The sequence below is a fragment of the Streptomyces sp. KLMMK genome (assembly GCF_036961605.1).
Taxonomy (GTDB): domain Bacteria; phylum Actinomycetota; class Actinomycetes; order Streptomycetales; family Streptomycetaceae; genus Streptomyces; species Streptomyces telluris.
The window spans coordinates 1-25,741 of record NZ_JBAMDC010000003.1 but is presented as its reverse complement, the minus strand read 5'-3'; the positions used below and the strand labels follow the sequence as shown (position 1 = coordinate 25,741).

Genomic DNA, 25,741 nt, shown 5'->3' with positions numbered 1-25,741 from the left:
CTTCCCGGCGAACGGCTGGGTGGCGCTCTCCTCTCGGACGACCATGACCGGGCCGCTTCACCACCCCGGACGCGGCAGGACAATGAGCATGAGGAGGAGAGCGGCATGAGTGCTTCCGCGATTCCCACGATCGACCTCTCGCTGTGGCGGACCGGCGACCGCCGGAGCCGCGACCGGCTCGCCACCGCTGTCGACCGAGCACTTGAGCGAGCGGGCTTCCTGCTCGTGACCGGTCACGGCGTCGACCCCGGCCTGCCTGCCGCGATCCGCGCCACAGCCCGCGCCTTCTTCCACCAACCGGCGGACGTCAAGCTGCCGTTCCTGGCGAGGACCGGCCGGTACGGCTGGAGCGGCCCGGGAGCGGTGGCCACCGGCCGGGCGGAAGGTCTGATCACGCCGCCCGACCTGGTGGAAACCTGGTCGATGGCCCCTGGCCCGTACGACGCCGCGGCCGACCGCCCAGGGCCCGGGCCCGAACCGCTCCTGCCGACGGCCTGGCCGTCCCAGCACCCGGCGCTGCAGCCCCTCCTCGCCCGGTACGTACGCTCCATGCAAGCACTCGCCGACGAACTGCTCGAACTCCTGGCGGCGGCCCTGCGCCGGCCGCTCGACTTCTTCACCCGCCACACCAGCCGCCCCGACTGGACCCTGACCCTCAACTGGTATCCCGCCATCACCACGGCGGGAACGCCGCGGCCGGGCCAGTTCCGTGTCGGCCCGCACACCGACTTCGGCACGGTCACCGTCCTCGACCGGCAGCCCGGCAAGGGCGGCCTGCAGATCCACACCGAGAACGACGGCTGGCAGGACGCCCCGTACGACCCCGAGGCGCTCACCGTCAACATCGGCGACCTGATGGCCCGCTGGACCGGAGACCGCTGGCGCTCCGCCCGTCACCGCGTACTGGCCCCGCCCGCCGACGCCCCGTCCGAGGAGCTGATGTCCCTGGTCTACTTCTACGACTGCGACCCGCACACCGTCGTCGAGTCGCTCCCCGCCCCGATCGGCCGGGTAGCCCACCCTCCGGTCACGGCCCGCGCCTACGTCCGCTCCAAGGTCGCCGAGATCGCCCTGATGTGAGACGCCGCCGCTGCCTCCCCGCTTCCGCGAACACGCATCGGACATACTCCCGTACGCAGGCCATTACCTCGTGGCCGGCAACTCGCGTGCGAAGTGGGGGGCTTGCAGGTGAAGGACGATGTGGACGGCATACCCGTGCCGGAGCGCAGGGGCAGCAGCTGGAGTCCGGAGGAGTACGGACGGCTCGTGGACGGTATCGCCGGAGGGCTGAGCGTCGAGGAGTTGGCGGACCGGCATCAGCGCAGTATCACCGCAGTCCGCTCGGCGGCCAGGCAGCTGGTTCCGCCGGATGAGGCGGCCGATGGTGAGGCGGCCGTCGCGTGGCTGACCGAACGGCTTGCTTCGGGGGCGTACGACTGGCAGGCGCGGCTCGCGGAGAACCGCCGGGTGCGTGCGGCCGCCAGGAGGGAGCGGGAGGCGGCGGGCCGGCGGGGGAAGCGCGAGCGGCCGCTGGTCAGCGAGCCGGGTGCGATCGCCGACGTCTGGCAGGAGGTGACCGGACATCGCCTGTCGCCCGGGCGCCGCGCCGAGTTCCTGGCCAGGAGGCCGCTCAAGGCCCTGAGCGCCTTCCCGGTCGGGGCTCTGCGCCCGGTCGCCGAGCGGTTGTGGCAGGCGGACGGCCGGCTCCTCCTGGAGGGCTGGCTGCTGGACACCGTCTGCCCGGGATATGCGACCACCGACCTGTCCTGGGAGGCAGTGGCCGGTGACAGTGCCGGCACGGCGACCGTGCTGCGGGACCTGGTGGCCGCGGCCGTCGACGAGCTGCGTAACGCACGGGCCCATGCCGTGCTGTGCCGCCGGCTGGGGCTGGAGGGCCGAGAGCCGTCCACCCAGCAGACCATCGGGCAGGAGTTGTCCCTGACGCCGCAGCGTATCAGCCAGCTGCAGGCCCGCGGCATCACCCACATGCTCGGCAACCGTGAGCCGGCCACCGTCGCCCTGCGCCAGGCCCTGGGCGACCTCCTCGGCCCGGAACGCGCGCACGACGTGCCTGTCGCGGCGCGGTTGCCGACCGTCGTCGAGGTGGCGCTGCCCGGCGTGCCGCTGAACCCCGGCGGTCTGGTCCTGGCCCGTCTCGCCGGGTACGGCGACGAACGGGCCCGCAGCCTCCTCAAGGAGGCCGTCGCGGCGCTTGCCGAGCGGCACAAGGAGGAACGGAAGCAGCAGAGGACGGCCGAACGCCGGGAGCGCGCGTCACGCCGGTGGGCGACGCAGGCCGCGGCGGCCGACTGGTTCGGCGCTCCCGGTCCGGCCCCCGCCCGGGAGGAGCTGGCGGCCCGGCGCAGCGTGCAGCAGCGCGAGCACTCCGGCGCCTGGTTCAGCGCCAAGCTGGGGCGCGAAGTGCAGTACGAGTCGGTGACCGAGCTGCGGGTCGTCCAGCTCCTGGACCACGCCGACCAGGTCGCCTACTTCCAGGAGCAGCCCCTCGCCCTCGACTACGCCCACGCCGGGCGGCGACGCTCGTACTACCCCGACTTCCTGGCCGTCACCACCGACGGCCGCACCGTCCTGATCGAGGCCAAGCCGCAGGGCGACATCCCGCTCGCGATCAACCAGGCCAAGCACCGCGCCGCGGCCGGGCTGTGCCGTCGCAAGGGGTGGGGCCTCCTGGTCACCGACGGCGCCCGCACGCGTACGGATCTCGCAGGGCACCAGGCCGACCCGGAGCTGGAGCGCCGTATCGCTGCGGCTCTGGCCTCCAGGGAGCTGACCTGGCCGGACGTACGGGACCTCGCGCGCGGCATCCCCTTCACCTCCCTCGACCTCGCGGCGCTGATCCTGCGCAACAGCTGGCACTGGGAGCTGGGCCCCTACCGGCTGCGGGCCGACCGTGGGCCGCAGCGGTCCATTTCCGAGCCCGGGGCGGCGACCGAGGGGCCCGTCCCCGAGCCGGGGGCTGCCCGGTTGGAAGTAGTCCCTCCGCCCGGCTGAGCGCGTAGCGGCAAAACCCGGTTGCAGGCCGGAAAGCGGGCTGCCTACGGTTCGCTCATGCTTCCGCCGGTGGACACAGACGAAGAATGGGACGCGGTCGTCCCCGACGAAACGGTGATGCGGCCGGGAGCCGAGGACCTGTGCGCTCGCCTCGGCCTGGCCGGGGAACCCCTCGTCCGCTTTCCCGACGGATCCCAGCCGGTGTACGCGGTGGGCGACGAGCACGTCCTCAAGCTGTTTCCCGGAGCCGCGGCGGAGGACGGAATCACCGAAGGCCGCGTCCTGTCGTACCTCCAGGGGCGGCTGCCGGTGGCGACGCCGCAGGTGCGCGACTTCGGCCCGTACGAGAACGGCTGGCGGTACGTGCTGATGTCCCGGCTGCCCGGCCGGAACCTGGCCCAGGACTGGGACGGCATCCCGCAGGCGGACCGCGAGCGGCTCGTGACCGAGACCGGCGAGGCCCTGGCCGCCCTCCACTCACTCGATCCCGGCCCTCTTGAGGACGTCCTGGGCCCCGGGGACTGGGGAGCCTTCCTGGACGGGCAGCGCGCCGGCGCCGTGGAACGGCAGCGCACACGCGGGCTGCCGGAGCACTGGCTGGAGCAGATACCGGATTTCCTCGCATCGGTCCCCCTCCCCCGGCCCCCAGGGCGCTCGCTCCTCCACACGGAGGTCATGCGGCAACACCTCCTCGTCGATCCCGACGGGTGGCGCCTGACCGGACTCTTCGACTTCGAACCGGCCATGATCGGTGACCGCGCGTACGACTTCGTCGCCGTCGGCCTGTTCGTGACCCGTGGCGATCCGAAGCTGCTGGCCCGACTCGCCGAGTCGTACGGTCGCACCTTCGAGCCGGACGTGCTGCTCGCCTACACGCTGCTGCACGTGTACAGCAACCTCCCTTGGTACATGCGGGAACTGGGCGTACCCGCCGAGGCCACGCTTCCTTCGCTTGCTGAAGCGTGGTTCGCCACCACCTGACACAGGCGTCACCGGCGCAGCGGCCCGGCTCGCCCCCTCATCAGGCGCGGTCGGCGGCGATGAGGCGGTAGCGGAAGCTGCCTTCCCGGTAGGCGGTCAGAAAAAGCTCGTCCATGTCGTCGGGGGTGGGCGGACCGGTACGCGTGGAGATGCGTTGCCCCAGGGCAGGATCCTCAGCAGCCGGCGCGAGGAGATGCTCTGCATCTGCGGTTCGGACTCGGTCGTATGCGCAAGGTTCCGTGCGGCATTCCTCGTCGCGGTCGAGCCATTCGGGGAAGCGCTCTCGACGACGTTCGCGAGGAAGTTGCCCGTGGGAGGTTGTCCGTCCACAGCGGACAGCAAAAAGGAAAGGAGGGTACTCACGCGCTCCTTTCCACTCTCAACGTGTAGCGCACCGGGGGCCTTGCGGCAAGACCCCGGCCGTGCCGCAGAATCACCGGCCGAACCGGAATTCGCGGAAGGGGAGTCGTGAAATGCGTGTGCTGTTGTCGACATACGGGTCGCGCGGGGACGTCGAGCCTCTGGTGGGACTCTCGGTGCAATTGCGGGCGCTCGGCGCCGAGGTACGGGTGTGCGCGCCGCCGGACGAGGAGTTCACGGAGCGGCTGGCCGGTGCCGGCGTACCGGTGGTGCCCGTCGGCCCGACGGCGCGCGAGCTGACGGCGGCCGCGCCGCCGCCGTCGTCCCTGCCCCGGTACGCGGCCGAGCTGATCGCCACCCAGTTCGACGTGATCCCGGCGGCGGCCGAGGGATGCGATGTGCTGGTGGCGACCGGTATGTTGCCGGCCGCGGCCGGCGCGCTGTCGGTAGCCGAAAAACTGGGCATCCGCTCCGTGTCCGTGACCTTCCAGCAGCTCGACCTGCCGTCACCGCACCACCCGCCGATGGCGTATCCGGGACGGCCGTTCCCACCGGACGTGACCGACAACCGGGAGCTGTGGGAGCTGGACGCCGAGAACATCAACGCCCTGTTCGGCGAAGCGCTCAACTCGAACCGGGCGACGATCGGCCTGCCCCCGGTGGACGACGTCCGCGCCTACGTCGTCGGCGGCCGGCCGTGGCTGGCGACGGACCCGGTCCTGGACCCGTGGCAGCCGACGCCGGAGCTCGACGTCGTCCAGACCGGCGCGTGGATCACACCCGATCTCCGCCCGCTCCCGTCCGGGTTGGCGGCCTTCCTGGAGGCCGGGCCTCCACCGGTGTACGTGGGCTTCGGCAGCATGCCCATGCGCGCGGCGGCGGACGTCGCCGGGGTAGTCATCGATGCGGTCCGGGCGCAGGGCCGCCGCGCACTCGTCAGGCACGGCTGGGCCGGTCTGGCCCTGATCGACGACCGGGACGACTGCTTCGCCGTCGGCGAGGTCAACCATCAGGCGCTGTTCGGCCGGGTCGCCGCGGTCGTGCACCACGGCGGTGCGGGGACCACGGCAGCGGCCACCCGGGCCGGCGCGCCTCAGGTGGTGGTGCCCCAGGCGGCGGACCAGCCCTATTGGGCCGGCCGGGTGGCCGACCTGGGCATCGGCGCGGCACACCGCGGTCCGGCTCCGGCCTTCGAGTCCCTGTCGGCCGCGCTCACGACGGCCCTGAGCCCGGGGACCCGCGCACGAGCGGCCTCCGTGGCCGGCACGATCCGCACCGACGGGGCGGCGGTGGCCGCGCAGCTGCTGCTCGCGTGCGCAGTGTCTGGTCTAGCCTGAGCACGATGACGGCACCGCGCTGACGGTCGGGCGCGGCATCCACGGGCGCAGCCTCCTGACCGGCGTCAGCGTTTCTCAGGTCCCCAACCTCTACCTGCTCCTCGCCTTGGCGGAACGTCTTCGGGGCTGACGCGGGTCACCCTGCCCGGAGGACATCACAGGAACAGTGGTGGAATTCCAGGCCGAGTTCGTGGTCCACGGCTTCGCTCGAGCGTGTGGCGGCTTCGCTCACCTTCTCCCAGGAGCCGTACTTGACGTGCAGCTGTTCCGCTGTCGGACCGAGAGGGTTGCCGTACTTCTTCTGGTTGCGCGCTTCCAGCTCCGCGACCTGCTCCGGCGTCATGCCTGCGCGGACGATGTCCTTGGCGTCGTTGCGCATCTTCACCAAGGTGCGGGCGATGTTCTCCTCCGAGCTTCCCCGGGCGCGCATGGCGCATGCCTTGCGCTCCATGTTCTTCAGCAACTGGTGATAGCGCACCCGCTGCTCGCGAGCGACCTTGCGCTCCTGCGGCGTCTCCTTCCGGATCATGCACACGACCGGTTCCGGGCTGGTGCAAGGACCGTGGTCCGGGGGCGCCTGGGACACAGGAGCGACGACGACCGATCCACAGCCGGATGATGCACAAGCGGCGGCCGTGTGCAGCGCGGACGCGGGCTGGGCCGAGGCCGGCTGAACAACGACCAGCACGGCGTGTGCGGCCAGCGCGACAGGAACGATGCGGCGGGCCAGAGAGCGCAGGGGGTGCAGAGGAGGGAGTGACATGGGCCCATCGTCGGAAGGGACACCCGGATCCGTGGTCAGGGCGGGCCTGCAATAGCCCGTGCGAGTGCGGGACTCCACCCGATGGAGTGCAGCGGACGCGCAGGGCGCGTCGGCTGCCCGGTTCGGGTGAACGGAGCGGCAGAGGCCGTCTGGACTGACTATCGGCTATCACACTGGCACCAGGGAGCGACTGCACGATCGACGAACACTGGAGGGCCACGCCCCATGCACGGCATCACCAAGAAGATCCTCTCTGGAATCGGCGCCATGGCTGCGGCGCTCGGGTGCGTCATCGCCGCAGGACCGCCTGCAGCGGCTGCGGGCAAGTGGTGCAACCACTCGGTCTGCATCCAGACCTACGACACGGGTAACTACCTGGGCCGGGTCGAGGTGTCCGTCACCAACACCAACCAGCCGAACCGCATCCGTGCCCGCGTGTGGACCACCAACGGCTGGAGCGCCGGCACCAAGACCGAAGACGTCGCGAAGTTCAGGACGTACCGGGACCAGGTGTACCCCCAGCGTCACTTCCCGCCGGGCACGCGGCTCTGTGCAGAAGGGTTCCGCGGCGGCGCCAGCGTAGGACTCCCCTGCACCACCATCACCAATTGATTCCCTACCGGGGCATCGGCCGGTAGGGCTCGCCGCAGAAGTACTGGTTGAGCGCGTCCAGCCCGGCGTAGACGATGTCCTCCACCCCTGGGTCGTTGCGCTGGACATTGACCGAGAGGGTCATCCGGCGCTCCCCGTCGCGGTCGGCGAAGGCGAAGGTCTCGTAGCCGGGAATCGAACCGGTCCCGCCCCACATCTCGCCGCAGGTCAGTCCGGCCGACTCCAGCCCGAGACCGTAGTGCGGGAAGACCGGGGCCTGCTGCGTGGCCACACCCGTGCGCATCTGCTCCAGCGACGCCGGCCGGACCAGACGGCCGCCGAAGAGGGCCTGGTAGAAGCGGTTGACGTCCCGGGCGTCCGACACCAGCCCGTAGGCGGCCCAGGCGAAGGAGGGGTTGAGCTCGGTGATCGGCCGCAACGCTCCCGGTGCTTCCGGATCGGTGCCCTTGGGCAGGTAGTAGCCGGTGGCGTGCGGCCCGTCCAGCTCCGGTTCGGTCAGCGGCAGGAACGTCCGGGTCATGCCGGCGGGCTCCAGCACTTGGCGTCGCAGCTCGTCCGCGAGCCGGTGCCCGGTGACCTTCTCGATCAGCATGCCGAGCACGAAGTAGCCCGTGTTGGAGTACGTGAACGGCGGTCCGGGCTCGTGCTTCGCGCCCAGGCCGTCCGCCAGGGCCACGAGTTGTTCCGGCCGGTACGTACGCTTGCCGTAGACCGCCGGGTCGTTGAACTCCTCGTGCTCGATGTAGTCGGCCAGCCCACCGGTGTGGTTCAGCAACTGGCGGACGGTGATGCGGTCGGCCCCGCTGACCACCCCGGGCAGCCGGTCCCCGACGGGGCGGTCGAGCTCCAGCCGGCCCGCCTCGGCCAGACGCATCACCGTGGTCGCCACGACCCCCTTGGTGAGGCTCGCAATCCGGAACTGCGCGTCGTGCGGGACCTCACGTCCCGTCCGCAGGTCGGCGACACCGCTGGTGGCGGTCCAGGAGCCCGTGCTGTCGTCGACCCGTGCCAGGACACCGGGAGCACCGGCCCTCACCATGGCGTCCAGTGCCCTCTGCACCCCCGCGCGCGTATCCGCCCCGGCCCGCCCCGGCCGCGCCGCGAGCGCGGCGGGCTCCGGCTGCGCGAGAGCGTTCGGCACCGGCCCGCCGACCAGTAGTGCGGCGACCGCACCCACCCCCGCGATCGCTCTCACCGCCACGCGCTGCTTTCCGTACCTGCTGCACCTCATGTCCGGTCCTCCGCCCCTCGCTCCTGCGCGGTCTCTGCGCCACTTCGGCCAGAGACGCCGCAACGCCCCTGATCGTCCCGCAGGTTGAGGCGCGAGGTCATCAGACCGAACGGGTATTGAAGGTCATCCAAAGTATTCAGCACGCGTCATCCGGCAGACGGAAGTAGCGCCTTCCAGGCACCAGAGGTCGTCGTATCTGCTGACGGGAACAGAGAAGGCCGCGCGCCCGACGGGAAGTCGAAGGACGCGCGGCCTGCCACAGGTGCGGTTGTCCCTGTGGCCCTCGGCGGCTGGAACCGGGGCTTACTTGTTGATCAGGGTGTTGCCGTGGCTGAGGTTGCCGACACCGACCACGGAGACCACGTTGCCGCCGACGTTCGGGGAGACACGCGGGGCGACCTGCACCACGTTTCCGGCGGCCACGCCCGGGGAGTTCTCCGTGCTGCCGACGGCCTGGCCGTGGGCGCTCGCGGTGGCGGCGCCGGCGCCGAGAGCAGCGGCGGCGAGAGCGGTCACGGCGGCGGCGTTGCGGATGCTCATAGCTTCTCCAAAAAGGTGGAAGGGGGAAGTAGGCCAGGTAAAAGCTCTGGCAAGGAAGAGTCTTGCGTAGGAAAAACCGCTGGCCCTACCAATGGCCTATATGTTCATCCTCCTCCGTGACCGCGTCCCCGGCATTGACCCCCTACGGGTGCGGCCCGCCAACCACCTGACGAACACACGTGGTTGAGGGATGCGTGCGATGGACACACGCATCAGAGGCGGTGGCACCCCGTGGTGTGGGTGCCACCGCCCCTGCGACGGTTTTCCGGTCCTCCGCAGACCGGTGATCCCTGGCATCAGTAGGCGGAGTTGACGTTGTCCATCGACTAACCCCATTCATCGACCGGAGCAGGGACGGCCGTCCTACCCCCGGTTTTCACCGCACTTTTTACTAACGGAATTCGTAAGTGATCCAGGCCTCATGCGCGGCCTCACACGGGGCAGGTAAGAGGAGAGTTCCGCCTCGCCGTCGGCGTCGACGACCGCGCTGCGGGACTGGTGGTCCTCGGCGCTCGTCCACTGTCCGGAGGGCGTCTGCGGCGGCGCGTGAGCGTTCGGCGAGGGATCCCCTCATCCGACAGGCGGGTTCGTCCTGCCGGACTGTGCGAGGAGGCGCCGGAGCCAGCGGGTACGGGCCTCACGTGCGTCCCGGCTGAGGGCCGCCTGCGGGGCGATACCGTCGAAGCCGTGGTACGCGCCGGGCCATACGTGCAGTTCGGCTCGGCCGCCGGCCTGCCAGATCGCGTTCGCGTAGGCCACGTCCTCGTCCCGGAACATCTCGGCCGACCCCACCTCGATGTAGGCCGGGGGAAGTCCCGAGAGGTCCGTGGCGCGCGAGGGGGCCGCGTAGGGCGGCAGGTCCGCGGCACCGTAGCGGTCGCCCAGCAGCGCCTTCCACGCGGTCGCGTGGGAGACCCGGTCCCACATACCGAGGCCCGACATCTGGTGGGTGGAGAAGGTGCTGTCGCGGTCGTCGAGCATCGGGCACAGCAGCAGTTGCCCCAGTGGCTCCGGGCCGCCGCGGTCACGGTTCAGCAGGGCGAGGGCCGCGGCGAGACCGCCGCCGGCGCTCTTCCCCCCGATGATGATGCGGTCCGCGTCGATGCCGAGTTCGGCTGCGTGCCCGGCCGCCCAGACGAGTCCGGCGTAGCAGTCCTCCAGCGGTCCCGGGTACTGCGTCCGCGGCGCCAGCCGGTACTCGACCGAGATGACGGCCAGTTCCAGCGGGAGGGCCCACTCGCGGAGGATCCGCGGAAGCACGGACCATGCGTTACCCATGATCATTGCGCCCCCGTGCATGTAGTACAGCAAGGGAAGCGGTCCGGCGGCCCCGGCCGGTCGTGCGCTCACGAGCGTGACGTCCGGTCCGTCCGGCGGCCCCGGCACACGGAGCTCCGTCACCTCGAACCGGCCGTCGGCGCGCAGATCCTCGGCCGTCGGCCTGGGCCGGGACGCGGCGTCCCGCTCCCGACGGGCCTCAAGGTTGTCCGGGGTGATCGGCTCCCTCGGCTCCTTGGTCAAGGCCTGCAGTACGACGTTGAGTTCGGGATCGAAAGGGGGTGCCGCCTCCGGTATCGGGACGCGGTCGGAAGCCGACGGCACTCGGTCGTCACTCATGCCCCATCCTCCGGCCGGACGACGAGATGCCGTGCGGTGCGCCGCCGGCATCCGCGCTGGAACTCCTCGGCTGCACACGCGTGCGCCCGGGAAACACTCGCCTGAGACCCATGCGGCGTAGCCAATCACACCGCCGGACCGATCACATCGCCGGACCGATCACACGCTGGGCAGCCCTGTTGCCCGGGCGGCCACCGCCGGTCAGGGCGCCGGTTCGAGGCCCCAGGCGACGGCCCGGCCCGCGGCGGCCACGCGGTTGGGGACGTCGAGTTTGGCGAGGATGTGCTCGATGTGGGTGGCAACGGTGCGCGGGCTGACGTACAGGCGGTCGGCGATCTCCCGGTTGGTCCGTCCCTGGGTGAGTTCGGCCAGCACTTCGAGCTCGCGCGGGGAGAGCGCCGCGGGGCGGGTGACCGTACGGCACACGACGACCGTGCCGTCTCCCCGGCGGGTCAGGTGGAGTTCGAGCATCCGCTGCCGGTACGGCACCAGCACCGTGGCCGGCAGCGTCCGCCGTGCGGCCGTGCGCCGCAGCAGGGCCACGAGCGGGGAGCCGGCCTCGGTGAGGCCGGGGAGCGGCTCCCCGCTCACGGTCACCGGCGCTGCGCCCTCGCCGCCCTTGGCGTCCTTGGCGTCCTCGCCGTCCTCGGCATCCGGCAGGAGTACGGCGCAAGCGTGACCGGCGCCGCCGGGCCCCGTGGAGCGGTGCCCGGCGAGCGGGTCGGCGACCGCCGCGAGGCACTCGCCCAGGAGGGTCATCACGGCGCGGACGGCCGGCTGGTCGCACCGTGCCCGCGTCGTGCTGAGGTTGAGGATGCCCACGTACCGGCCGTCGGCGGAGAACAGGCACTGGGCCACGCCGTCCTGGACGCCGAGGGGTTCGAGGACCTCCTGGAACCCGGTGGAGGCCCCCCGAACCGGAGCGGGCACGTCGTGCCACCAGCTCGTGGTGCCCGGCGCGTGCCGGATGAGCGCGAAGGCCGGATCGTCGTGCAGCCGGGTCTCGATGTAGCGGGTGGTGCCCGCCGGGTAGCTGCCGGCCAGCGTGACGTGGCGGCGCAGCATCGGGTCCCACCGGGACAGCGACGCGTGGTCGTGGTCGATCACCGCGGACAGCGCCGTCAGGACGGCGTCGGCGTCGCCCTTCCCCCGCACGGCGTGGCGCGCGGCCTCGCGCACGTCCAGGGCGGCGCTCAGGACGTCCGTGGTGCTCGGCTGCGCTGCTGCTGTCATGGGCGTCGGCTCGGCTTCCATCCGCTCAGAATGATCATCCGGTGTGCGGGCGTCAAACGGTGAGCTCGTCGTGCACGGCGACGCCGCCGACAGCGGTGAACACGACCGGCATGGCGGGGATGTCGCGTGGGTCGGCGGTCAGCAGGTCACCCGCGAGTACGCACAGGTCGGCGACCTTGCCGACCTCCAGCGTGCCCTTCCAGTCCTCGGCGAAGTCCTGCCAGGCCGCGTCGGAGGTGTAGGTGCGAAGGGCCTCGGCGAGCCGGATGCGCTGGCCGGGTCCGCTGACGCGGCCGCTGGCCCTGGACTCGCGCAGCATCATCGTGGAGACGCCCTGCCGCCAGTCGGGCAGGGTGACAGGGGCGTCGGAGCCGCTGGTGACGGTCACGCCGGCGTCGATCGCGTCCCGGTAGGGCCATTCGTACGCCGCCCGCTGCGGGCCGACGAACTCCTCTTCGAGGTCGGCGACGGTCCATTTGACGGTGGGGTTCATGTTGACGCCGAAGCCGTGCTGCGCCAGCGTCCGCATGCTGCGGGCGGTGAGGAAGTCGCCGTGGATGACGTAATGCCTGGTGTCGGCCCGGGGATGGGCGGCGGCGGCCGCGGCGAAGGCGTCGACGACGGTGTCGATGGCCCGGTCACCGGTGACGTGGACACCGGCCCGGTACCCGGCGGCGTGGGTGTACCGGATCATCTCGGTGATCTGGGCGATGCGCTCCTCGTCGGTCTCCCCGCCGACGCACAACGAGCCGCAGCCGCCGCCGACGTACGGCTCGTGCATCCAGGCCGTCTTGTTGACCGGGATGCCGTCGGCGAACAGCTTGACGCCGAGGACGGCGAGGCGGCGGGGGTCGGTGGACGGGGGCTCGTCCATGGCCGCCAGGGTCCGTACGAACTCCTCGGCCGTGCCGGCCATCCCGGCCGGCAGCAGCAGGACGCCGACCCGCGCGGTCAGTTCGCCGTCGGCGAGGAGGCGGCGGTAGACGTCGAGGGTGCTGTGAGCCATGGCGCCGCGCATCAGGGCGTCGCCGCCCGGGCCGAGGCCGGGCTCGGTGTAGCTGGTGATGCCGAGCCGGGCCAGGGTGCGCAAGGTGGCGCGGATCGCGTCGGCGCGCACCTCCGGGGACAGGGCGGGCAGCGCCCGGTGGACGAGGTCCTGGGCGCCTTCCTGGAGGAGACCGGTGGGCTCGCCCGCCGCGTCGGTGACGATGACCCCTCCGGGCGGGACGGGGGTGTTCCGGTCCACCCCGGCCCGTGCGAGCGCCGCGGAGTTGACCCAGGTGGCGTGGCCCGTGGTGGAGTACAGCAGGACGGGGTGGTCCGGGCTGACGGCGTCCAGATCGTGCCGGGCGGGCAGCCGGGAGGGGTCGGCGGCACACTCGGCGAGGTAGCCCGCGTCCCACCCGTATCCGCTGATCCACTGCCCCGCGGGGGTCGTCGCGGCCGCCCTCCGCACGGCCTCGGCCACATCGGCCAGCGACTGCACGGCGGGGTGGGAGACGTCGAGGGACAGCGGCGGCATGGTCAGCCCGAGGGAGCAGCCGTGCAGGTGCGCGTCGTTGATGCCGGGGAGGAGCGTTCCGCCGCCGAGGTCGACGACCCGGGTGGCGGGGCCGGCGTGCGCCATGACCTCGTCCCGGTCGCCGACCGCGCTGACGAGGCCATCGGTGACCGCCAGGGCGGAGGCGACGGTGAAGCGGGAGTCGACGGTGAGGACCGAACCGTTGACGAAGACGAGATCTGCCGGGGTGCTGCCGGGCACAACGATGTCCTATCTGCCGGGGCTGGTGAAGGGGCTCCCGCGGAACCGCCGGGGAAGCGGAATCGGCGGGGAGCTGACAGCACTGTGCATCCGGGCGGCGTGCGCGCACATCGGTCGTCCAACCGATGCCCGGGACGCTCGGGCGGCCGCCGAGGACCCGTGCTCCCCGGCCGGACGGCTTGCAGGTCCGTGCGTCATGAGTAGAAGAACTCATGACGCCCGCCGAGATGCGGGAGACGATCGGCGAATGACGATATCGAGAAGGAGAACGCCGGCGGTCCGGCTCGGGGTGCTGCCGGCGGTGATGCTGGCCGTGCTGGCGGCGGGGTGCGGAACACAGCGGTCAGGGGACACCGCCGACGCGGACCGGCGTTCGCCGCCGACGCCGACGCGCGCTGCGACGGGGGCGTCAACGCCGAATTCGCCGGTGGATCTCCCGTGCCCCGGTGAGAGCCCCGCGTCGGCACCGCCGATGACCGCGCCGCCCTCGGGCCCGGCCGCGCCGCCCACCGACCACTACGCCGAGAACCACGGCTTCAGGGTTCCCCTCCCGCTGCGGGGGCAGAGCCGCTGCGACGGGCTCGCGGCCGTCCGGCGCATCAAGGACGCGCTCGAACCGCTGCGCAAACGCGGAGACTTCGCTCCCGAGGACACCCGCAACGCGCTCACCCGCCTCGGCTACTCCGCCGGGAAGGTGCAGGCGCACCGGAACGGACCCACCGGGGTCGGCTTCCTCATCGACACCGGCGGCTCTCCTCTGTGCGTGGAGGGCACGATGGACCGCGCCTCCGTCGAAGCGGATGCCTTCGGGGGCTATCCCGACCACTCCGGCTGCGACGTCCCCTCCGGCGGCCACTGACCGCAGCCGTCGCACCCACCGGGGCCGGTTCGGCCACCGGGCCCGGGTAGACCACCTGGCCCGGGTGGGCCGCTGAGCCCGCGCAGGCCACCGGCGGGCGACGTCGCCTCGCCCGTCGGTCAAAATGGACCAATGGCACACCCGTTCTACACCGATCACCAGGCCGGTCTCATCCAGCAGTACGTGACCACGCCGGAGGAAGCACCCCTCAGGTACCTCGACCTGTTGCACGGCAACTTCATCCGCATGCCGCAGCCGGAACAGCAGGCCTTCTTCGCCTCCCTCGCCGAGGACGCCCGGGCGATCGCCGACGACGATCTACGGGCGCTGATGGGCACCGGGTGGCGCGGACGTCTGGTGGCCGGATGGCTGATCGGCATCGGCGGACGGACTCAGCACCGGCAGCTCCTGGGCGAACTGCTGCTCGAAAGTCGCATGCCCTTCGCAGGCCAGGGCTACTGCTTCGCCCTGGCCCGCTTCGCCACGCCCGCGGACGCCGCGCTCCTGATGACCTACCTCGACCGCTGGCTCCGGCGCCCCGACAGCCGCTACGACCAGGAGTGGGCCCTCGGGGCGCTGCAGCACGTCGATGCGTGCAACGGTGCCTCCCATGCCCAGCAGTTCCTCGCGCCACAGGGGCTGTGGGACCGGTGGGCCGGCGTGGACGACCCGGATCTGTGCGACCAGCGCGTGCAGGGCTTCCATGCGCGGTTCCAGTCGGCCGCCGGCCACCTGTGGCCGGCGCAGGGCGCAAGTGCTGCGAATCGTGCGGGTCGTGCGGGTCGTGCAAGCAGTGCGAACGGTGTGAGCGGTAGGACTGCCGCCGAGCGGCTCACAGGACGCTGACCGCGGCTCCGTGACCGGTGCGGCTCCTGCCGTCCCACGCCTGTCCCTCCCTGCGGGCGCCTGTGCGTGGCATGCATCGACGAAGGGCCGGCTGCGGAGCACCAAGTTCTTCCCGATCGCCGTTGCACATCCGGCGGTCGGCAGACGCCTTACGTAGCAGAGGAGCCACTGACGCTCCTCCGGGGCGTGGGGGGAGCCCCTTGGAACGTTTGAAGGGGTTTGCCGATCGTGATGCCAGATCATCTCGCGGACGGCCTGCGGGTCGTGCTGCTCGTACGGGACTTCGGCCGGGACGCCTCGCCGGCGCCCGGCCACGCTCTGCTCCGGCGGGGAGGGCAGGGGTGACTCGTACGCACCGTCCTCACCGACGCCCGGTCGCCGTGCTGCAGCCACGCCTTCCGGCGGATTTCAGGGCCTTCCACGAGCTCTACCGCAGCCGCTACGTGTACTGGGCGCAGCTGTACCTCTCCAGCTGGGCCGATGCGGAGGAGGCTGTCGACATCGCTTTCGAGCAGCTGTACTTCAACTGGTCGAAGGTGTTATCCAAGGCCAATCCGCGAGCCTACGCATGGCGGGTCGTACGGCACCGGACCATCGACCTGGCCCGGGCCCGCGGTCGCCGGGCCGTGGCCGTCGACACCGCCGCCTTCGAGACCACCAGGCTGGAGCAGGCCTGCGATCCGATCGGCGAGCTGGAGATCAGCCTGGAGATCTACCAGGCGGTCCAGGACCTGCCCGAGCGGCAGCACGACGTGTTCATCCTGCACCACGTGCTGGGGTACACCGCCCGCGAGACCGCCGACGTCCTGGGCATCACCGAGGGCGGTGTCCGCTCCACCGCCCGCTACGCCCGTCACCGCCTCAACAAGGCCCTGGGGGCGGACCGCAGCTACGGCGGAAGAGACGACCGGGCCGAGGGAGGCCGAGGATGACCGAGCCCATCGACCGCCTGCTGGAGCACGCCCGCATCCACCGCCCGCCCTACTCCCGCACCCGGGAGGCCGAAGAGCGCCTGACCGCACGGATCGCCGCCCGCACGTGGCAGGGGGCCCTGCGCGTCGACGACGCCCTGCAGCCCGCCTCCGTCCGCCCCGCGGCCGAACGCGCGGCCGTGCGCCGCTCCCTGCCCCGGCGGATCTTCCGGGAACACCTGCGGGCCTTGTGCGAGACCACCGCCACCCACGATCTGCACCGGCTGCGCGACTTCCTCGTCAGCCGGGTCCCCGAGCCGGACGGCGCACTGGTCCTGGGCTGCGTCCTGCACCTCGCCGGCCGGGAGTACGGTGCCCGGTTCTGGTGGCAGTTCGCGGCGGGCGCGGGCGAGCTCTCCGCCGCGCTGTGCCTCTACCTCCACCACATGGCCCTGGGCGAGACCGACGAGGCCGATCTGTGGCACGAGCAGGCCGACCTGGGCAACGGCCTTCCCTGCGCTCCCGGGCAGGACAGCCTCCGCGACCTGCGCGCGGTCCTGCGCTACACGATGGTCCAGCGCGGATACGTCACCCACGCGCCCTCACCGGCCGTCACCGCCGTCATCGCCTACATCCCCGAGGCCCTCGACGACGCCGACGACGCCGACGTCGAGCTCCCTCTGCCCGGCCCCGATTTCGCCGAACGGATCGAAGAGCTCACTGCCGGCGTTTGACGAATCCGCTTGAGCGCTTCCCCGCTGCCGGGTCTCCGGGCCCGGCAGCGGCGCGGCAGGCAGAGGCAGCCGGCCGCGCTCACAGGGGCCGGCACCGTCAGACCATCCGCCTCTCCAGCCAAGCCACGTCCCAGAAGGTGCCGAACTTGCGGCCCACCTGTTCGAGCACGCCCGCCGGGCGGAAGCCGAAGCGTTCATGAAGCCGCATCGAGGCTGCGTTCGGCTGCGTGATGCCGGCGTACGCGCGGTGGACGTCCTCGCCCGCCAGCACTTCGAAGAGCGTGCGGTACAGCAGGCCTCCGAGGCCGCGTCCCGTGTGGCCGGGACCGAGGTAGATGCTGGTCTCGACCGAGGTCTCGTACGCGCGCTTGTCCCGGAAGGGGCTGCTGGTGGCGTAGCCCAGCACCCGGCCCGCCTCCTCCGCCATGAGCAGGCGGTGGCGGCCGGTGGCGGGGTGGGAGTCCAGCCAGGCGCGGCGCCCCTCGACGGTGACCGGCTCGATGTCGAAGGTGATCGGGGTGTGGACCACGTAGTGGTTGTAGATCGCGGTGAGCTCGGTGAGATCGCCGACCGTTCCCGGCCGGACGCATATGCCCGTCGTGACGTCCGTCGTGACGCCCGTGGTGGTCCCCGCCACGCTGTCGTGCATGGGTGCTCCCTTCGCTCCTGCCGGTTCCGGCCCGTCCCGGGCAGGTGCCCGGCGCCGGAACGTTACAAGGGGACTGTTACATGCATATTTCTCCCCGGCTCAGGTCACCGGCCGTGCGGCTCCGGACCGCGTTCCGCTCAGCGGTTGCCCGTGCGGATCGCGCCCGCGCTCGCCGCCACCACCATCACGACAGCGCCGCACTGCAGCAGCGAGAGCCCCTGGTCCAGGACCAGGTAGCCCGCCATCGCGGCCAGGGCCGGTGCCAGGCTCGTCAGCACCGCGAACGTCGCTGCGGGCAGCCGTCGCAGGGCGAGCGTTTCCAGGGCGTAGGGCACGCCCGAGCTCATCACCGCGATGGCCAGGCCCAGCCCCAGCACCTCCGGTTCCAGCAGTGTCCCGCCCGCGGCCCCGACGCCCAGCGGCAGGCTGACCAGGGCGGCGACGGTCATCGCGATCGCCAGGCCGTCCAGGCGCGGGAACCGCGTGCCCGCGCGGGCGTTGAGCACGATGTACGCCGCCCACATCGCCCCGGCGCCCAGCGCGAAGGCCACGCCCGCAGCGCCGAGTCGGCCGAAGTCGCCGCGGCCCAGCAGGAAAACCCCGGCCAGGGCGAGACCGGCCCACACCAGGCCTGCGGGGCGGCGCGAGGCGACGACCGACAGGAGCAGGGGCCCGAGCACTTCGAGGGTGACCGCCGCCCCCAGCGGGATGCGGTCGATCGCCTGGTAGAAGAGGATGTTCATGCCTCCGAGGGCCAGGCCGAACCCGACGGCCACCGACCAGTCGGCGCGCGAGTGGCCACGCAGCCGGGGCCTGGTGACGACCAGCAGCAGCAACGCGGCGAACGTCACCCGCAGCGCTACGGCGCCGAGCGCACCGGCCCGGGGGAACAGCAGGGCGGCGAAGGCCGACCCGAACTGGCCGGTCACCGCCCCGGCCAGCACCAGGCCGACGCCGCCGAGGCTGCCGCGCCCCGCGGCGTGACGAGCGACGAGGGGCGCGACCGCCGTCGCGGATGGGTTCTGCACCGTTGATGTCATGCCGTCCGATGTCATGCCGTCCACGCTAGGGAGTCGGCCACGCGGTGTGAAATGCCTAATCGCCTGCGGTTATGCTCCTGATGCATGACCATCGAGCTGCGGCACTTGCGTGCCTTCCGCGCCATTGCCGAGGCGGGCAACGTCACCCGCGCCGCCGCGCGCCTCCACCTCAGCCAGCCCGCGCTCTCCCGCACCCTGCGCCAGCTCGAGGACCACCTGGGGGTCCGCCTCGTCGACCGCTCCACGCACCACCTCGAACTGACCGCCGAAGGCCGTACCTTCCGCGACAAGGCGGCCGCCGCCCTCGCCGCCGTCGACATCGCCCTCGACCCCGGCCGGCCGCGCAGCTGGCCCCTGCGCCTCGGCCACACCTGGGCGGCGCTCGGCGACCACACGGTCCCTTTGCTGCGCCGCTGGGACGAGACGCACCCCGGCGTCCCCCTGGAACTGCTCCGCGTCGACGACCGCACGGCGGGGCTCACGCAGGGCAAGGTCGACGCGGCCCTGCTGCGCGGCAGTGGTGCCGCCGCTTCCGCTGGGCTCCGTACGGAGCTGCTGCTGTCGGAGGAGCGGGTGGTGGTCATGCCGTCGGACAGCCCGTTGGCGGCTCTCCCCCGGGTCACCCTGGCGGACCTCGCCGGCTGTCCGATCGCCCTCAACACCGTCTCCGGCACCACGACGATGGACCTGTGGCCGCCGTCAGCCCGCCCCGTCGCGGCCATTGAGGTGACCAATACGGACGAGTGGCTCATCGCGATCGCCGCGGGCCGCGCCGTGGGAGTCTCCACCTCGGCCACCCCGAGCAATCACATGCATCCGTCGCTGGTCTACCGCCCCCTCGCGGACGCTCCGGCCGTCCCCGTCGTCCTCGCCTGGCGCGAGGGCCCGGGACACCCGGCAGTCCCGGACCTGCTGGCACTCGCACACGAGGTCCTCGCGAACGGATAGGACGACGGCCGGGTCCGTCACCGCCGGCGCCCGTCGGAATAGACCACCAGCGTCTGTTCCGGCTGTTCGGCCAAGTGGAATGCGGAATATGCGAATTCCACCTCCCGGCCTCCCGGGCTCCGTAGCCGTTTGCGTCCGCCGCGACGGGCCTGTACGTCGTACTGCGGCCACCAGGCGCGTACTTCCGCGCTGCCCGCGTTCAGCTCGTCGATCAGCCGGGTGTACCGGGGGTCGCGCGGGTGGCGTCCGGCGAGCGTCCGCAGCCGGGCGAGCAGGCCGCGTGCCTCGGGCTCCCAGTCGACCAGAACGTCCCGGGCCGCAGGTTCGAAGAACACCCAGCGGGCGATGTTCACCGGCCGGTCCGTCACCGCGGTGAGGTTCCGGAACAGCTCGTCGGCCGCCTGGTTGTAGCTGAGCACGTCGTAGTTGCCGCTGATGATGTACGCCGGGTGCGGCTGGAGCAGGAGCGGAACGGCCGCCGCCTCCGCAGGGAGCGGCTCGGGCTCTTCGGTTTCGGTCACCGGCGCGTGACCGGCGAGTTGGAGGAGATGAGCACGCTCGTGCCGGTTGAGCTGCAGCGCCGAGGCGAGGGCGTCGAGCACCTGGTCCGAGGCCCGGATGTCCCGGCCCTGTTCGAGGTACGTGTACCAGGTGGCGCTGATCCCGGCGAGCACCGCGAGTTCTTCCCGGCGGAGCCCCGGGGTCCGGCGTCGCCCGGTGTGGGGCAGCCCGACCTCGTCAGGGGTGATCCGCTCTCTGCGGCTGCGCAGGAAGGCACCCAGCTCACGGCGTTGGTCCAGCGGTCTCTGCATGGTGGTGGCATCCCTGGTTCCAGAATAAACACGCTCTGTATACCAGTTTGAATCCGCCGCAGACTAAGTACCGAGCGCGGGGGGGGGCGCAACCCTTGCCGATGACTTGTGAACGGCCATCCGGGCGCCGAACGGCCCTGGCGCGCAGAGGGGTTCCGGGCGATCGCCCGGAGCGCGATCCCGAAAGGAAAGGGAGGGGAAACCATCATGTCCGGAATCGACGGCAAGGTCGTGGCCATCACAGGAGCCGGCAGCGGCATCGGCGAGGCGACCGCACTCCTGCTCGCCGAACGAGGCGCGCGACTCGTCCTGGGCGCGCGCCGGTCCGAGCGCCTCGTGGATCTGGTGGCGCGGATAGAGAAGGCGGGCGGCACGGCCGTGCAGATCCGCACGGACGTGACCCGGCGGGACGACCTGCACGCTCTGGTCGCGCTCGCGGGCCGGAGGTTCGGCCGGCTCGACGTGCTGGTCAGCAACGCCGGGGCCGGTACGATCTCGCCCCTCGACGATCTACGCGTCGACGAGTGGGACCGGATGGTCGACGTCAACGTCAAAGGCGTCCTTCACGGGATCGGGGCCGCGCTGCCCGTCTTCCGGGCACAGGGCACCGGTCACTTCATCACCACCGCCTCGACGGCCGCGTTCCGTATCATGCCGGCCATGGCGGTCTACGCCGGTACGAAGTTCGCGGTCCGCGCCATCTGCGAAGGACTGCGCCAGGAAGCCGGTGACTCCCTGCGGGTGACCACCGTCTCACCCGGTGCAGTCGCGACCGACTTCGCCGAAGCGTCGACGAATCAGCAAGTCAGGGCGCGGATCACGGAGATGCGGGACCGGATCGCGATCCCGCCCGAGGCGATCGCCCGGGCCGTCGCGTTCGCGATCGAGCAGCCGCCGGCCGTCGACGTGAACGAGATCGTCGTCCGGCCCACCGCCCAGAACTGACTCCGGGTCGCACCGGATGCGGTGCCGGCGGCCGCGTCGCCGGCATCCGGAAGGGCTGTGGCGTCAGCGGGCGCCGTGGATGCAGAAGGGCTGGCCGGAGGGGTCCAGGAGGACGGTCCAGTGCTTGCCTCCGGGCTGGTGGCCGGGCTTGGTGGCGCCCATCTCCAGCAGCTGCTCCTCGGCTGCCCGGACGTCGTCGAACACGAGGTCCATATGGAAGGGCAGCTCCTGCTCCGGCCATTCGGGCGCGGTGTACGAGGGGGAGGTGTAGAAGAGGTACATCGTCCCGTTCACACGGAAGGCGAAGGCGACCTCTTCGCCCTCCTCGTTGGGGAAGGCCTGCGTCACCTTCGTGCCCAGGGCGGTGGCGTAGAACTCGGCGAGCTTCCTGCCGTCGCGGGCCCACATCGCCTGGCACATGATCGTGCCGGACAGGGGCGTGGTGGGGGCGTGGGTGTTGTTGCCGGTCATGTGAGTGTTTCCTTTCGCAGCGTCAGCGGACGACTTTGATGCCGAAGTGGGTGCCGAAGCCCAGGGCGAAACCGATGGCGGAGTGCATGTGGGCGTACATCTCCATGCCGCGGGCGGCGACGAGGGGGCCGAGGTCGAGGATGTCGCTCCAGCCGTAGGCGGTGAGCAGGTCGGTGACGGTCTGCTTGGCGCCGGCGTCCTCGCCGGCGATGAACATGGTGTGCTCACCGCCCCCGACGGCCTTCGGGTCGACGACGGTGGCCTGCTCCTGGGTGACGAAGGCCTTGACGACCTTCGTGTCCGGCAGTGCACGCTGGATCTGCTCGCCGAGGCTGTCGCTGTCGCACGGGTCGAGGGTGGGCATCACGCCCCAGGGGGTGGGCCAGGGGTGCTCGACCTCGGGGTTGTAGACGAACGGCACCGCGTAGTCGACGAGCGTCTTGCCCGCCAGCTGCCCGGCGGCGGCCGACAGGGCGGCCACCGCGTTGTGACCGTCGATGCCGTTGATGACCAGCTCCGCCCGGTCGGCGGCATCGGCGAAGGTGTGCAGCTGGATGCCCGGGTGCCCGGCGAGCCAGGCCCCGAACGGCGGCGTGCCCATCATGTCGGGCTCGCTGCGCGCGAGGGTGGCCTTCGGATCGCGGGTGCCGACGTGGACCTCGTGTCCGAGCTCGGCGAGCTTGGCGATGTGGGCGCGGGCGCCGCCACCGGTACCGAGAACAGCGATTTTCATGGAAACCTCCCGTTTTGTTCGTTCGGATGTATCCACAGTAGGAGGACTTCAGGACAGCCTGTGTCCTTTGACTCGGGCAGGGTGGGGTTCATGACGAGCGACATGACCGCCCGCACCCTGCGGCTGCTGTCCCTGCTGCAGACCCGGCGCGAATGGTCCGGCGCCGACCTCGCCGACCGCCTGGGCGTCACCGTGCGCACGCTCCGCCGCGACATCGACCGCCTGCGCGACCTGGGCTACCCGGTCGACAGCTCCCGCGGCCACACCGGCGGCTACCGCCTGTCCTCCGGCACCGGCCTGCCGCCCCTCCTCCTCGATGACGCCGAAGCCGTCGCCGTCACGGTGGCCCTGCGCACCGCCGCAGGTGGTCTGGCCGGCATCGAGGAGAGCGCGCTGCGGGCCCTGGCCAAGCTGGAGCAGGTGCTGCCCCGCCGCCTGCGCGGCCAGGTCGCCGCCCTGCAGACCTCCCTGGCCGGCATCACGTGGGAGCCCCGCGGGCCGCGGGCCGACCCGGCGCTCCTGGCCGCCCTGGCCGTCGCCTGCCGCGACCACGAGATCATCACCTTCGGCTACGCCGACCGCCACGGCACGACGACCTCGCGCCGGGCCGAGCCCTGTCACCTGGTCGACTCCGGAGGCCTGTGGTACCTCCTCGCCCACGACACCGGCAGGGAGGACTGGCGCATCTTCCGCCTCGACCGCATCACCGACCCCACGCCCACCGGCCGACGGGTTCCACCGCGCGAGATCCCCGGCGGCGACCCCGCCGCCTTCGTCGCCGGCCGGCTGTCGGCTGCCCCGACCCGCTACCGCGCCGTCGCCACCGTCCACGCCCCCGCCGACCGCGTCCGGGCCCGCACCCGGTACCTGGCCACCCGTATCCGGCCCGTCGACGGGACGTCCTGCCGGGTCGACGCCTCCGACGACAGCCTCACCCGCATCGCCCAGACCCTCGCCGGCCTCGGCGCCGACTACACCCTCGACGCCGATCCGGCCGTCCTCGACCACCTTCGCGAAACCGCACGCCGCATCCTGCGCGCCACGGACTGATCCCGTCCGCCCTGGCTCCGCCTGCTTCCTCCCTGGTTCCTCCCTGGTTACGAAGAGCGTTCGCCGGGGTCGATGCCGAGGCCGGAGAGGAAGGCCGCTGCCGCCGGGGACGGGCCGAGGGTGTTCCAGACCAGGAGTTCCTCGCGGGTGGGGGCGTTGCGGACGCGGAGGACGTGCAGACCGCGCAATTCACCGGCGACGGCCTCCGGGACCATGCCGACGCCGAGGTTGGCCCGGACGAGTTTGGCGAGGGATTCGACGGAGGTGATCTCGAAGGGGGACTCGGCGGTGAGGCCCGCGGCCTCGAAGGCGGCGTCGCGCTGGCGCCGGGCCGCCGAGCCCGCGGGGAAGTCGACGAACGATTCCTCGGACAGCCGCTGCAGGTCCGTACGCTCCTGGCCGGCGAGCGGGTGTTCCGGTGCCACGACGGCGACCAGTTCGCCGTGGGCCATCTTCCTGACGCGGACGCCCTTGGGCCGCGTGCCCGGGACCAGGCCGATGAAGGCCACGTCGAGCGCCCCTTCCCGGACGCCGTCGATCAGTTCCTCGCTCATGCCCATCCGCAGGCTGATGCGCACTTCGGGATAGCCGGCCCGGAACCGTCCCAGGACGTCGGCGAGGTCGACGGCGGCGACCGTCGAGATGGCGCCGACCGCCAGGCGGCCGCGGACGACGCCCGTCGCCGCCTCGACCTCGGCGCGAGCGCGGTCGGCCGCCTCCACCGCCTGCCGGGCCGCGGGGAGGAAGGCCGCACCGGCCGTGGTGAGGCGCACGCTGCGGCTGGTGCGGTCGAACAGGCGGGTCCCGAGATCCTTCTCCAAGCGGGCGATCTGGTGGCTGAGCGCCGACTGCACCACGTGACAGCGCTCCGCGGCACGGGTGAAGCCGCCCGTCTCGGCAACCGCGATGACGTAGCGCATCTGCTGGAGCTCCATCCATCCATCGTAAATCGAGATGGTTTGAATGAAAACAATGTGTTGGACTCATTGATCGTCGGCGGCGGACACTCTTTACATGCCACCTGCACGAATAAATGAGACGCCGACCGGCCGGGACGGCCTGAGCCGCGGGACGCTGCTGCTGATGGCCGTGGCCTGCGGCCTGTCCGTCGCGGGCAACTACTTCGCCCAGCCCCTGCTGGAGGTCATCGGCCGCGATCTGCACATGAGCGCAGGGATCCTCGCGCTGGTGGTCACGGTCGGGCAGGTCGGCTACGCGCTCGGGCTGATCCTCCTCGTCCCGCTCGGCGACCTCGCCGAACGCCGCGGCCTGGCCACGGGCCTGTGCGCCGCGACCGCCGTCTTCCTCGTCGTGACGGCCACGGCACCCGGCCCCGCCGTCCTGCTCACCGGCATCGCCCTGACCGGTCTGACCTCGGTCGCCGCCCAGGTGGTCGTCCCCTACGCGGCGACGCTGGCCTCCCCCGAGCGGCGCGGAAGCACCGTCGGCACCGTGATGACCGGCCTGCTGCTGGGCATCCTCCTCGCCCGCACCGCAGCGGGCCTCCTGTCCGAGCTGGGCGGCTGGCGCACGGTCTACTGGGCCAACGCCGTGCTCATGGCCGTCATGGCCGTCCTGCTGCACCGCGCGCTCCCCCGGCTGCGCACCCCCGCCGGACTGTCGTACCCCAGGCTGCTCGGATCCACCTTCGCGCTGTTCGCGCACGAGCCGGTGCTGCGGCGCCGCGCCCTGATGGGCGGGCTGTCGTTCGCCGCCTTCAGCGTGCTGTGGACCGCCATGACCTTCCTGCTCTCCGGCCCTTCCTACGGCTGGTCCGCATCCGCGATCGGGCTGCTCGGCCTCGTCGGCGCCGCCGGCTCCCTCTCCGCCTCGGTGACCGGGCGGCTGGCCGACCGCGGCCTGGTCCACCGCGTCACCGGCACCGGGGCCGTCCTCCTGCTCGCCTCCTGGGGACTGCTCGCACTCGGCGGCTCCGGGGGCGTCTGGTCCCTGACCGCCCTGCTCGCCGGGGTGATCGTGCTGGACGCCGCCGTCCAGGGCGTGCACATCAGCAACCAGAACCTGGTCTACTCCCTGCGCCCCGAGGCCCGTAACCGGCTCAACTCCGCCTACATGACCTCCTACTTCGTCGGCGGCGCCATGGGCTCGGCGCTCACCTCGGCCGTGTGGAGCGCTTCCCGCTGGCCCGGCGTGTGCGTCCTGGGCGCAGCGATCTCGGCGGCCCTGGTCCTGGTCTGGCTGACGGAACCCCGCACGGCGGGGCAGCAGGCGCGCCCCACCCGCGCCGTGGCCCGGTCCGGCGACCCGGCAGCCCGGCCCGAGCCGACCGCGGCG

General features: G+C 71.9%; 26 protein-coding genes. 13 read left to right on the top strand and 13 right to left on the bottom strand.

What is annotated here, in order from left to right; translation table 11 throughout:
- Nucleotides 1–105: 105 nt before the first annotated feature.
- The 3 genes from V7793_RS01130 to V7793_RS01120 all read left to right on the top strand — a co-directional run bounded on the left by V7793_RS01130 (nt 106) and on the right by V7793_RS01120 (nt 3,993).
- Nucleotides 106–1,080: an isopenicillin N synthase family dioxygenase gene (locus V7793_RS01130; RefSeq protein ID WP_335580950.1), complete on the top strand. Its 975-nt coding sequence runs from the start codon at nt 106–108 to the stop codon at nt 1,078–1,080.
- A 108-nt stretch (nt 1,081–1,188) separates the two neighbouring features.
- Complete coding sequence (locus tag V7793_RS01125; protein WP_335580949.1) at nt 1,189–3,012, top strand: TnsA endonuclease N-terminal domain-containing protein; 1,824 nt, start codon at nt 1,189–1,191, stop codon at nt 3,010–3,012.
- A gap of 57 nt (nt 3,013–3,069) precedes the next feature.
- Nucleotides 3,070–3,993, top strand: coding sequence for a phosphotransferase family protein (locus V7793_RS01120; protein WP_335580948.1), 924 nt, complete (start codon nt 3,070–3,072; stop codon nt 3,991–3,993).
- Between the two features lie 40 nt (nt 3,994–4,033).
- Here V7793_RS01120 and V7793_RS38065 read toward each other — a convergent pair whose 3' ends face one another.
- Nucleotides 4,034–4,144: a hypothetical protein gene (locus V7793_RS38065; protein ID WP_443057821.1), complete on the bottom strand. Its 111-nt coding sequence runs from the start codon at nt 4,142–4,144 to the stop codon at nt 4,034–4,036.
- A 322-nt stretch (nt 4,145–4,466) separates the two neighbouring features.
- Between V7793_RS38065 and V7793_RS01115 the strand changes: the two genes are divergently transcribed.
- Nucleotides 4,467–5,690, top strand: coding sequence for a glycosyltransferase (locus V7793_RS01115; RefSeq protein ID WP_335580947.1), 1,224 nt, complete (start codon nt 4,467–4,469; stop codon nt 5,688–5,690).
- A gap of 136 nt (nt 5,691–5,826) precedes the next feature.
- On the opposite strand, the gene V7793_RS01110 is transcribed toward V7793_RS01115, so the two are convergent.
- Complete coding sequence (locus V7793_RS01110; protein ID WP_335580946.1) at nt 5,827–6,219, bottom strand: hypothetical protein; 393 nt, start codon at nt 6,217–6,219, stop codon at nt 5,827–5,829.
- Between the two features lie 459 nt (nt 6,220–6,678).
- Here V7793_RS01110 and V7793_RS01105 point away from each other — a divergent pair, with 459 nt between their 5' ends.
- Entirely contained in the window at nt 6,679–7,065 is a 387-nt protein-coding gene (locus V7793_RS01105) for a hypothetical protein (protein ID WP_335580945.1), read from the top strand.
- A gap of 4 nt (nt 7,066–7,069) precedes the next feature.
- On the opposite strand, the gene V7793_RS01100 is transcribed toward V7793_RS01105, so the two are convergent.
- The 5 genes from V7793_RS01100 to V7793_RS01080 all read right to left on the bottom strand — a co-directional run bounded on the left by V7793_RS01100 (nt 7,070) and on the right by V7793_RS01080 (nt 13,448).
- Nucleotides 7,070–8,296 (bottom strand): serine hydrolase domain-containing protein, encoded by a 1,227-nt coding sequence (locus V7793_RS01100; protein ID WP_335580944.1) that lies wholly within the window; start codon nt 8,294–8,296, stop codon nt 7,070–7,072.
- A 303-nt stretch (nt 8,297–8,599) separates the two neighbouring features.
- A complete protein-coding gene (locus V7793_RS01095) occupies nt 8,600–8,836 on the bottom strand; it encodes a chaplin family protein (RefSeq protein WP_168096978.1) in 237 nt (78 codons plus the stop codon).
- 570 nt (nt 8,837–9,406) lie between these two features.
- Entirely contained in the window at nt 9,407–10,453 is a 1,047-nt protein-coding gene (locus tag V7793_RS01090) for an alpha/beta hydrolase (RefSeq protein ID WP_335580943.1), read from the bottom strand.
- A 201-nt stretch (nt 10,454–10,654) separates the two neighbouring features.
- Complete coding sequence (locus tag V7793_RS01085; RefSeq protein ID WP_335580942.1) at nt 10,655–11,707, bottom strand: helix-turn-helix transcriptional regulator; 1,053 nt, start codon at nt 11,705–11,707, stop codon at nt 10,655–10,657.
- A gap of 31 nt (nt 11,708–11,738) precedes the next feature.
- Complete coding sequence (locus tag V7793_RS01080) at nt 11,739–13,448, bottom strand: amidohydrolase (RefSeq protein WP_335580941.1); 1,710 nt, start codon at nt 13,446–13,448, stop codon at nt 11,739–11,741.
- Between the two features lie 472 nt (nt 13,449–13,920).
- On the opposite strand from V7793_RS01080, the gene V7793_RS01075 reads away from it, so the two are divergent.
- The 4 genes from V7793_RS01075 to V7793_RS01060 all read left to right on the top strand — a co-directional run bounded on the left by V7793_RS01075 (nt 13,921) and on the right by V7793_RS01060 (nt 16,798).
- A complete protein-coding gene (locus V7793_RS01075; RefSeq protein WP_335580940.1) occupies nt 13,921–14,307 on the top strand; it encodes a hypothetical protein in 387 nt (128 codons plus the stop codon).
- Between the two features lie 132 nt (nt 14,308–14,439).
- Nucleotides 14,440–15,153: a DUF6000 family protein gene (locus tag V7793_RS01070; protein WP_335580939.1), complete on the top strand. Its 714-nt coding sequence runs from the start codon at nt 14,440–14,442 to the stop codon at nt 15,151–15,153.
- A 341-nt stretch (nt 15,154–15,494) separates the two neighbouring features.
- Nucleotides 15,495–16,085: an RNA polymerase sigma factor gene (locus V7793_RS01065; RefSeq protein WP_335580938.1), complete on the top strand. Its 591-nt coding sequence runs from the start codon at nt 15,495–15,497 to the stop codon at nt 16,083–16,085.
- Nucleotides 16,082–16,798, top strand: coding sequence for a hypothetical protein (locus tag V7793_RS01060; RefSeq protein WP_335580937.1), 717 nt, complete (start codon nt 16,082–16,084; stop codon nt 16,796–16,798). Before V7793_RS01065 ends, V7793_RS01060 begins: the two co-directional genes overlap by 4 nt.
- Nucleotides 16,799–16,895: 97 nt before the next feature.
- On the opposite strand, the gene V7793_RS01055 is transcribed toward V7793_RS01060, so the two are convergent.
- Together V7793_RS01055 and V7793_RS01050 are read right to left on the bottom strand one after the other, a co-directional pair.
- Nucleotides 16,896–17,447 (bottom strand): GNAT family N-acetyltransferase, encoded by a 552-nt coding sequence (locus V7793_RS01055; RefSeq protein ID WP_335580936.1) that lies wholly within the window; start codon nt 17,445–17,447, stop codon nt 16,896–16,898.
- Between the two features lie 137 nt (nt 17,448–17,584).
- Nucleotides 17,585–18,487 (bottom strand): EamA family transporter, encoded by a 903-nt coding sequence (locus V7793_RS01050; RefSeq protein WP_335580935.1) that lies wholly within the window; start codon nt 18,485–18,487, stop codon nt 17,585–17,587.
- An 84-nt stretch (nt 18,488–18,571) separates the two neighbouring features.
- Here V7793_RS01050 and V7793_RS01045 point away from each other — a divergent pair, with 84 nt between their 5' ends.
- Nucleotides 18,572–19,435: a LysR family transcriptional regulator gene (locus V7793_RS01045; RefSeq protein ID WP_335580934.1), complete on the top strand. Its 864-nt coding sequence runs from the start codon at nt 18,572–18,574 to the stop codon at nt 19,433–19,435.
- A gap of 17 nt (nt 19,436–19,452) precedes the next feature.
- On the opposite strand, the gene V7793_RS01040 is transcribed toward V7793_RS01045, so the two are convergent.
- Complete coding sequence (locus V7793_RS01040) at nt 19,453–20,247, bottom strand: helix-turn-helix transcriptional regulator (protein ID WP_335580933.1); 795 nt, start codon at nt 20,245–20,247, stop codon at nt 19,453–19,455.
- Nucleotides 20,248–20,454: 207 nt separating this feature from the next.
- Between V7793_RS01040 and V7793_RS01035 the strand changes: the two genes are divergently transcribed.
- A complete protein-coding gene (locus tag V7793_RS01035) occupies nt 20,455–21,192 on the top strand; it encodes an SDR family oxidoreductase (RefSeq protein ID WP_335580932.1) in 738 nt (245 codons plus the stop codon).
- A 63-nt stretch (nt 21,193–21,255) separates the two neighbouring features.
- Here the strand turns inward: V7793_RS01035 and V7793_RS01030 are convergent, their stop codons facing one another.
- Nucleotides 21,256–21,663: a VOC family protein gene (locus V7793_RS01030; protein ID WP_335580931.1), complete on the bottom strand. Its 408-nt coding sequence runs from the start codon at nt 21,661–21,663 to the stop codon at nt 21,256–21,258.
- 22 nt (nt 21,664–21,685) lie between these two features.
- Nucleotides 21,686–22,396 carry an NADPH-dependent F420 reductase gene (locus V7793_RS01025; protein ID WP_335580930.1) on the bottom strand — a complete coding sequence of 237 codons (711 nt, stop codon included), beginning with the start codon at nt 22,394–22,396 and terminating at the stop codon, nt 21,686–21,688.
- A gap of 90 nt (nt 22,397–22,486) precedes the next feature.
- Here V7793_RS01025 and V7793_RS01020 point away from each other — a divergent pair, with 90 nt between their 5' ends.
- Nucleotides 22,487–23,446 (top strand): helix-turn-helix transcriptional regulator, encoded by a 960-nt coding sequence (locus V7793_RS01020; RefSeq protein WP_335580929.1) that lies wholly within the window; start codon nt 22,487–22,489, stop codon nt 23,444–23,446.
- A 47-nt stretch (nt 23,447–23,493) separates the two neighbouring features.
- Here V7793_RS01020 and V7793_RS01015 read toward each other — a convergent pair whose 3' ends face one another.
- A complete protein-coding gene (locus V7793_RS01015; RefSeq protein ID WP_335580928.1) occupies nt 23,494–24,381 on the bottom strand; it encodes a LysR family transcriptional regulator in 888 nt (295 codons plus the stop codon).
- Nucleotides 24,382–24,460: 79 nt separating this feature from the next.
- Between V7793_RS01015 and V7793_RS01010 the strand changes: the two genes are divergently transcribed.
- Nucleotides 24,461–25,741: MFS transporter (locus V7793_RS01010; RefSeq protein ID WP_335580927.1), on the top strand; the 1,281-nt coding region annotated here is incomplete at its 3' end.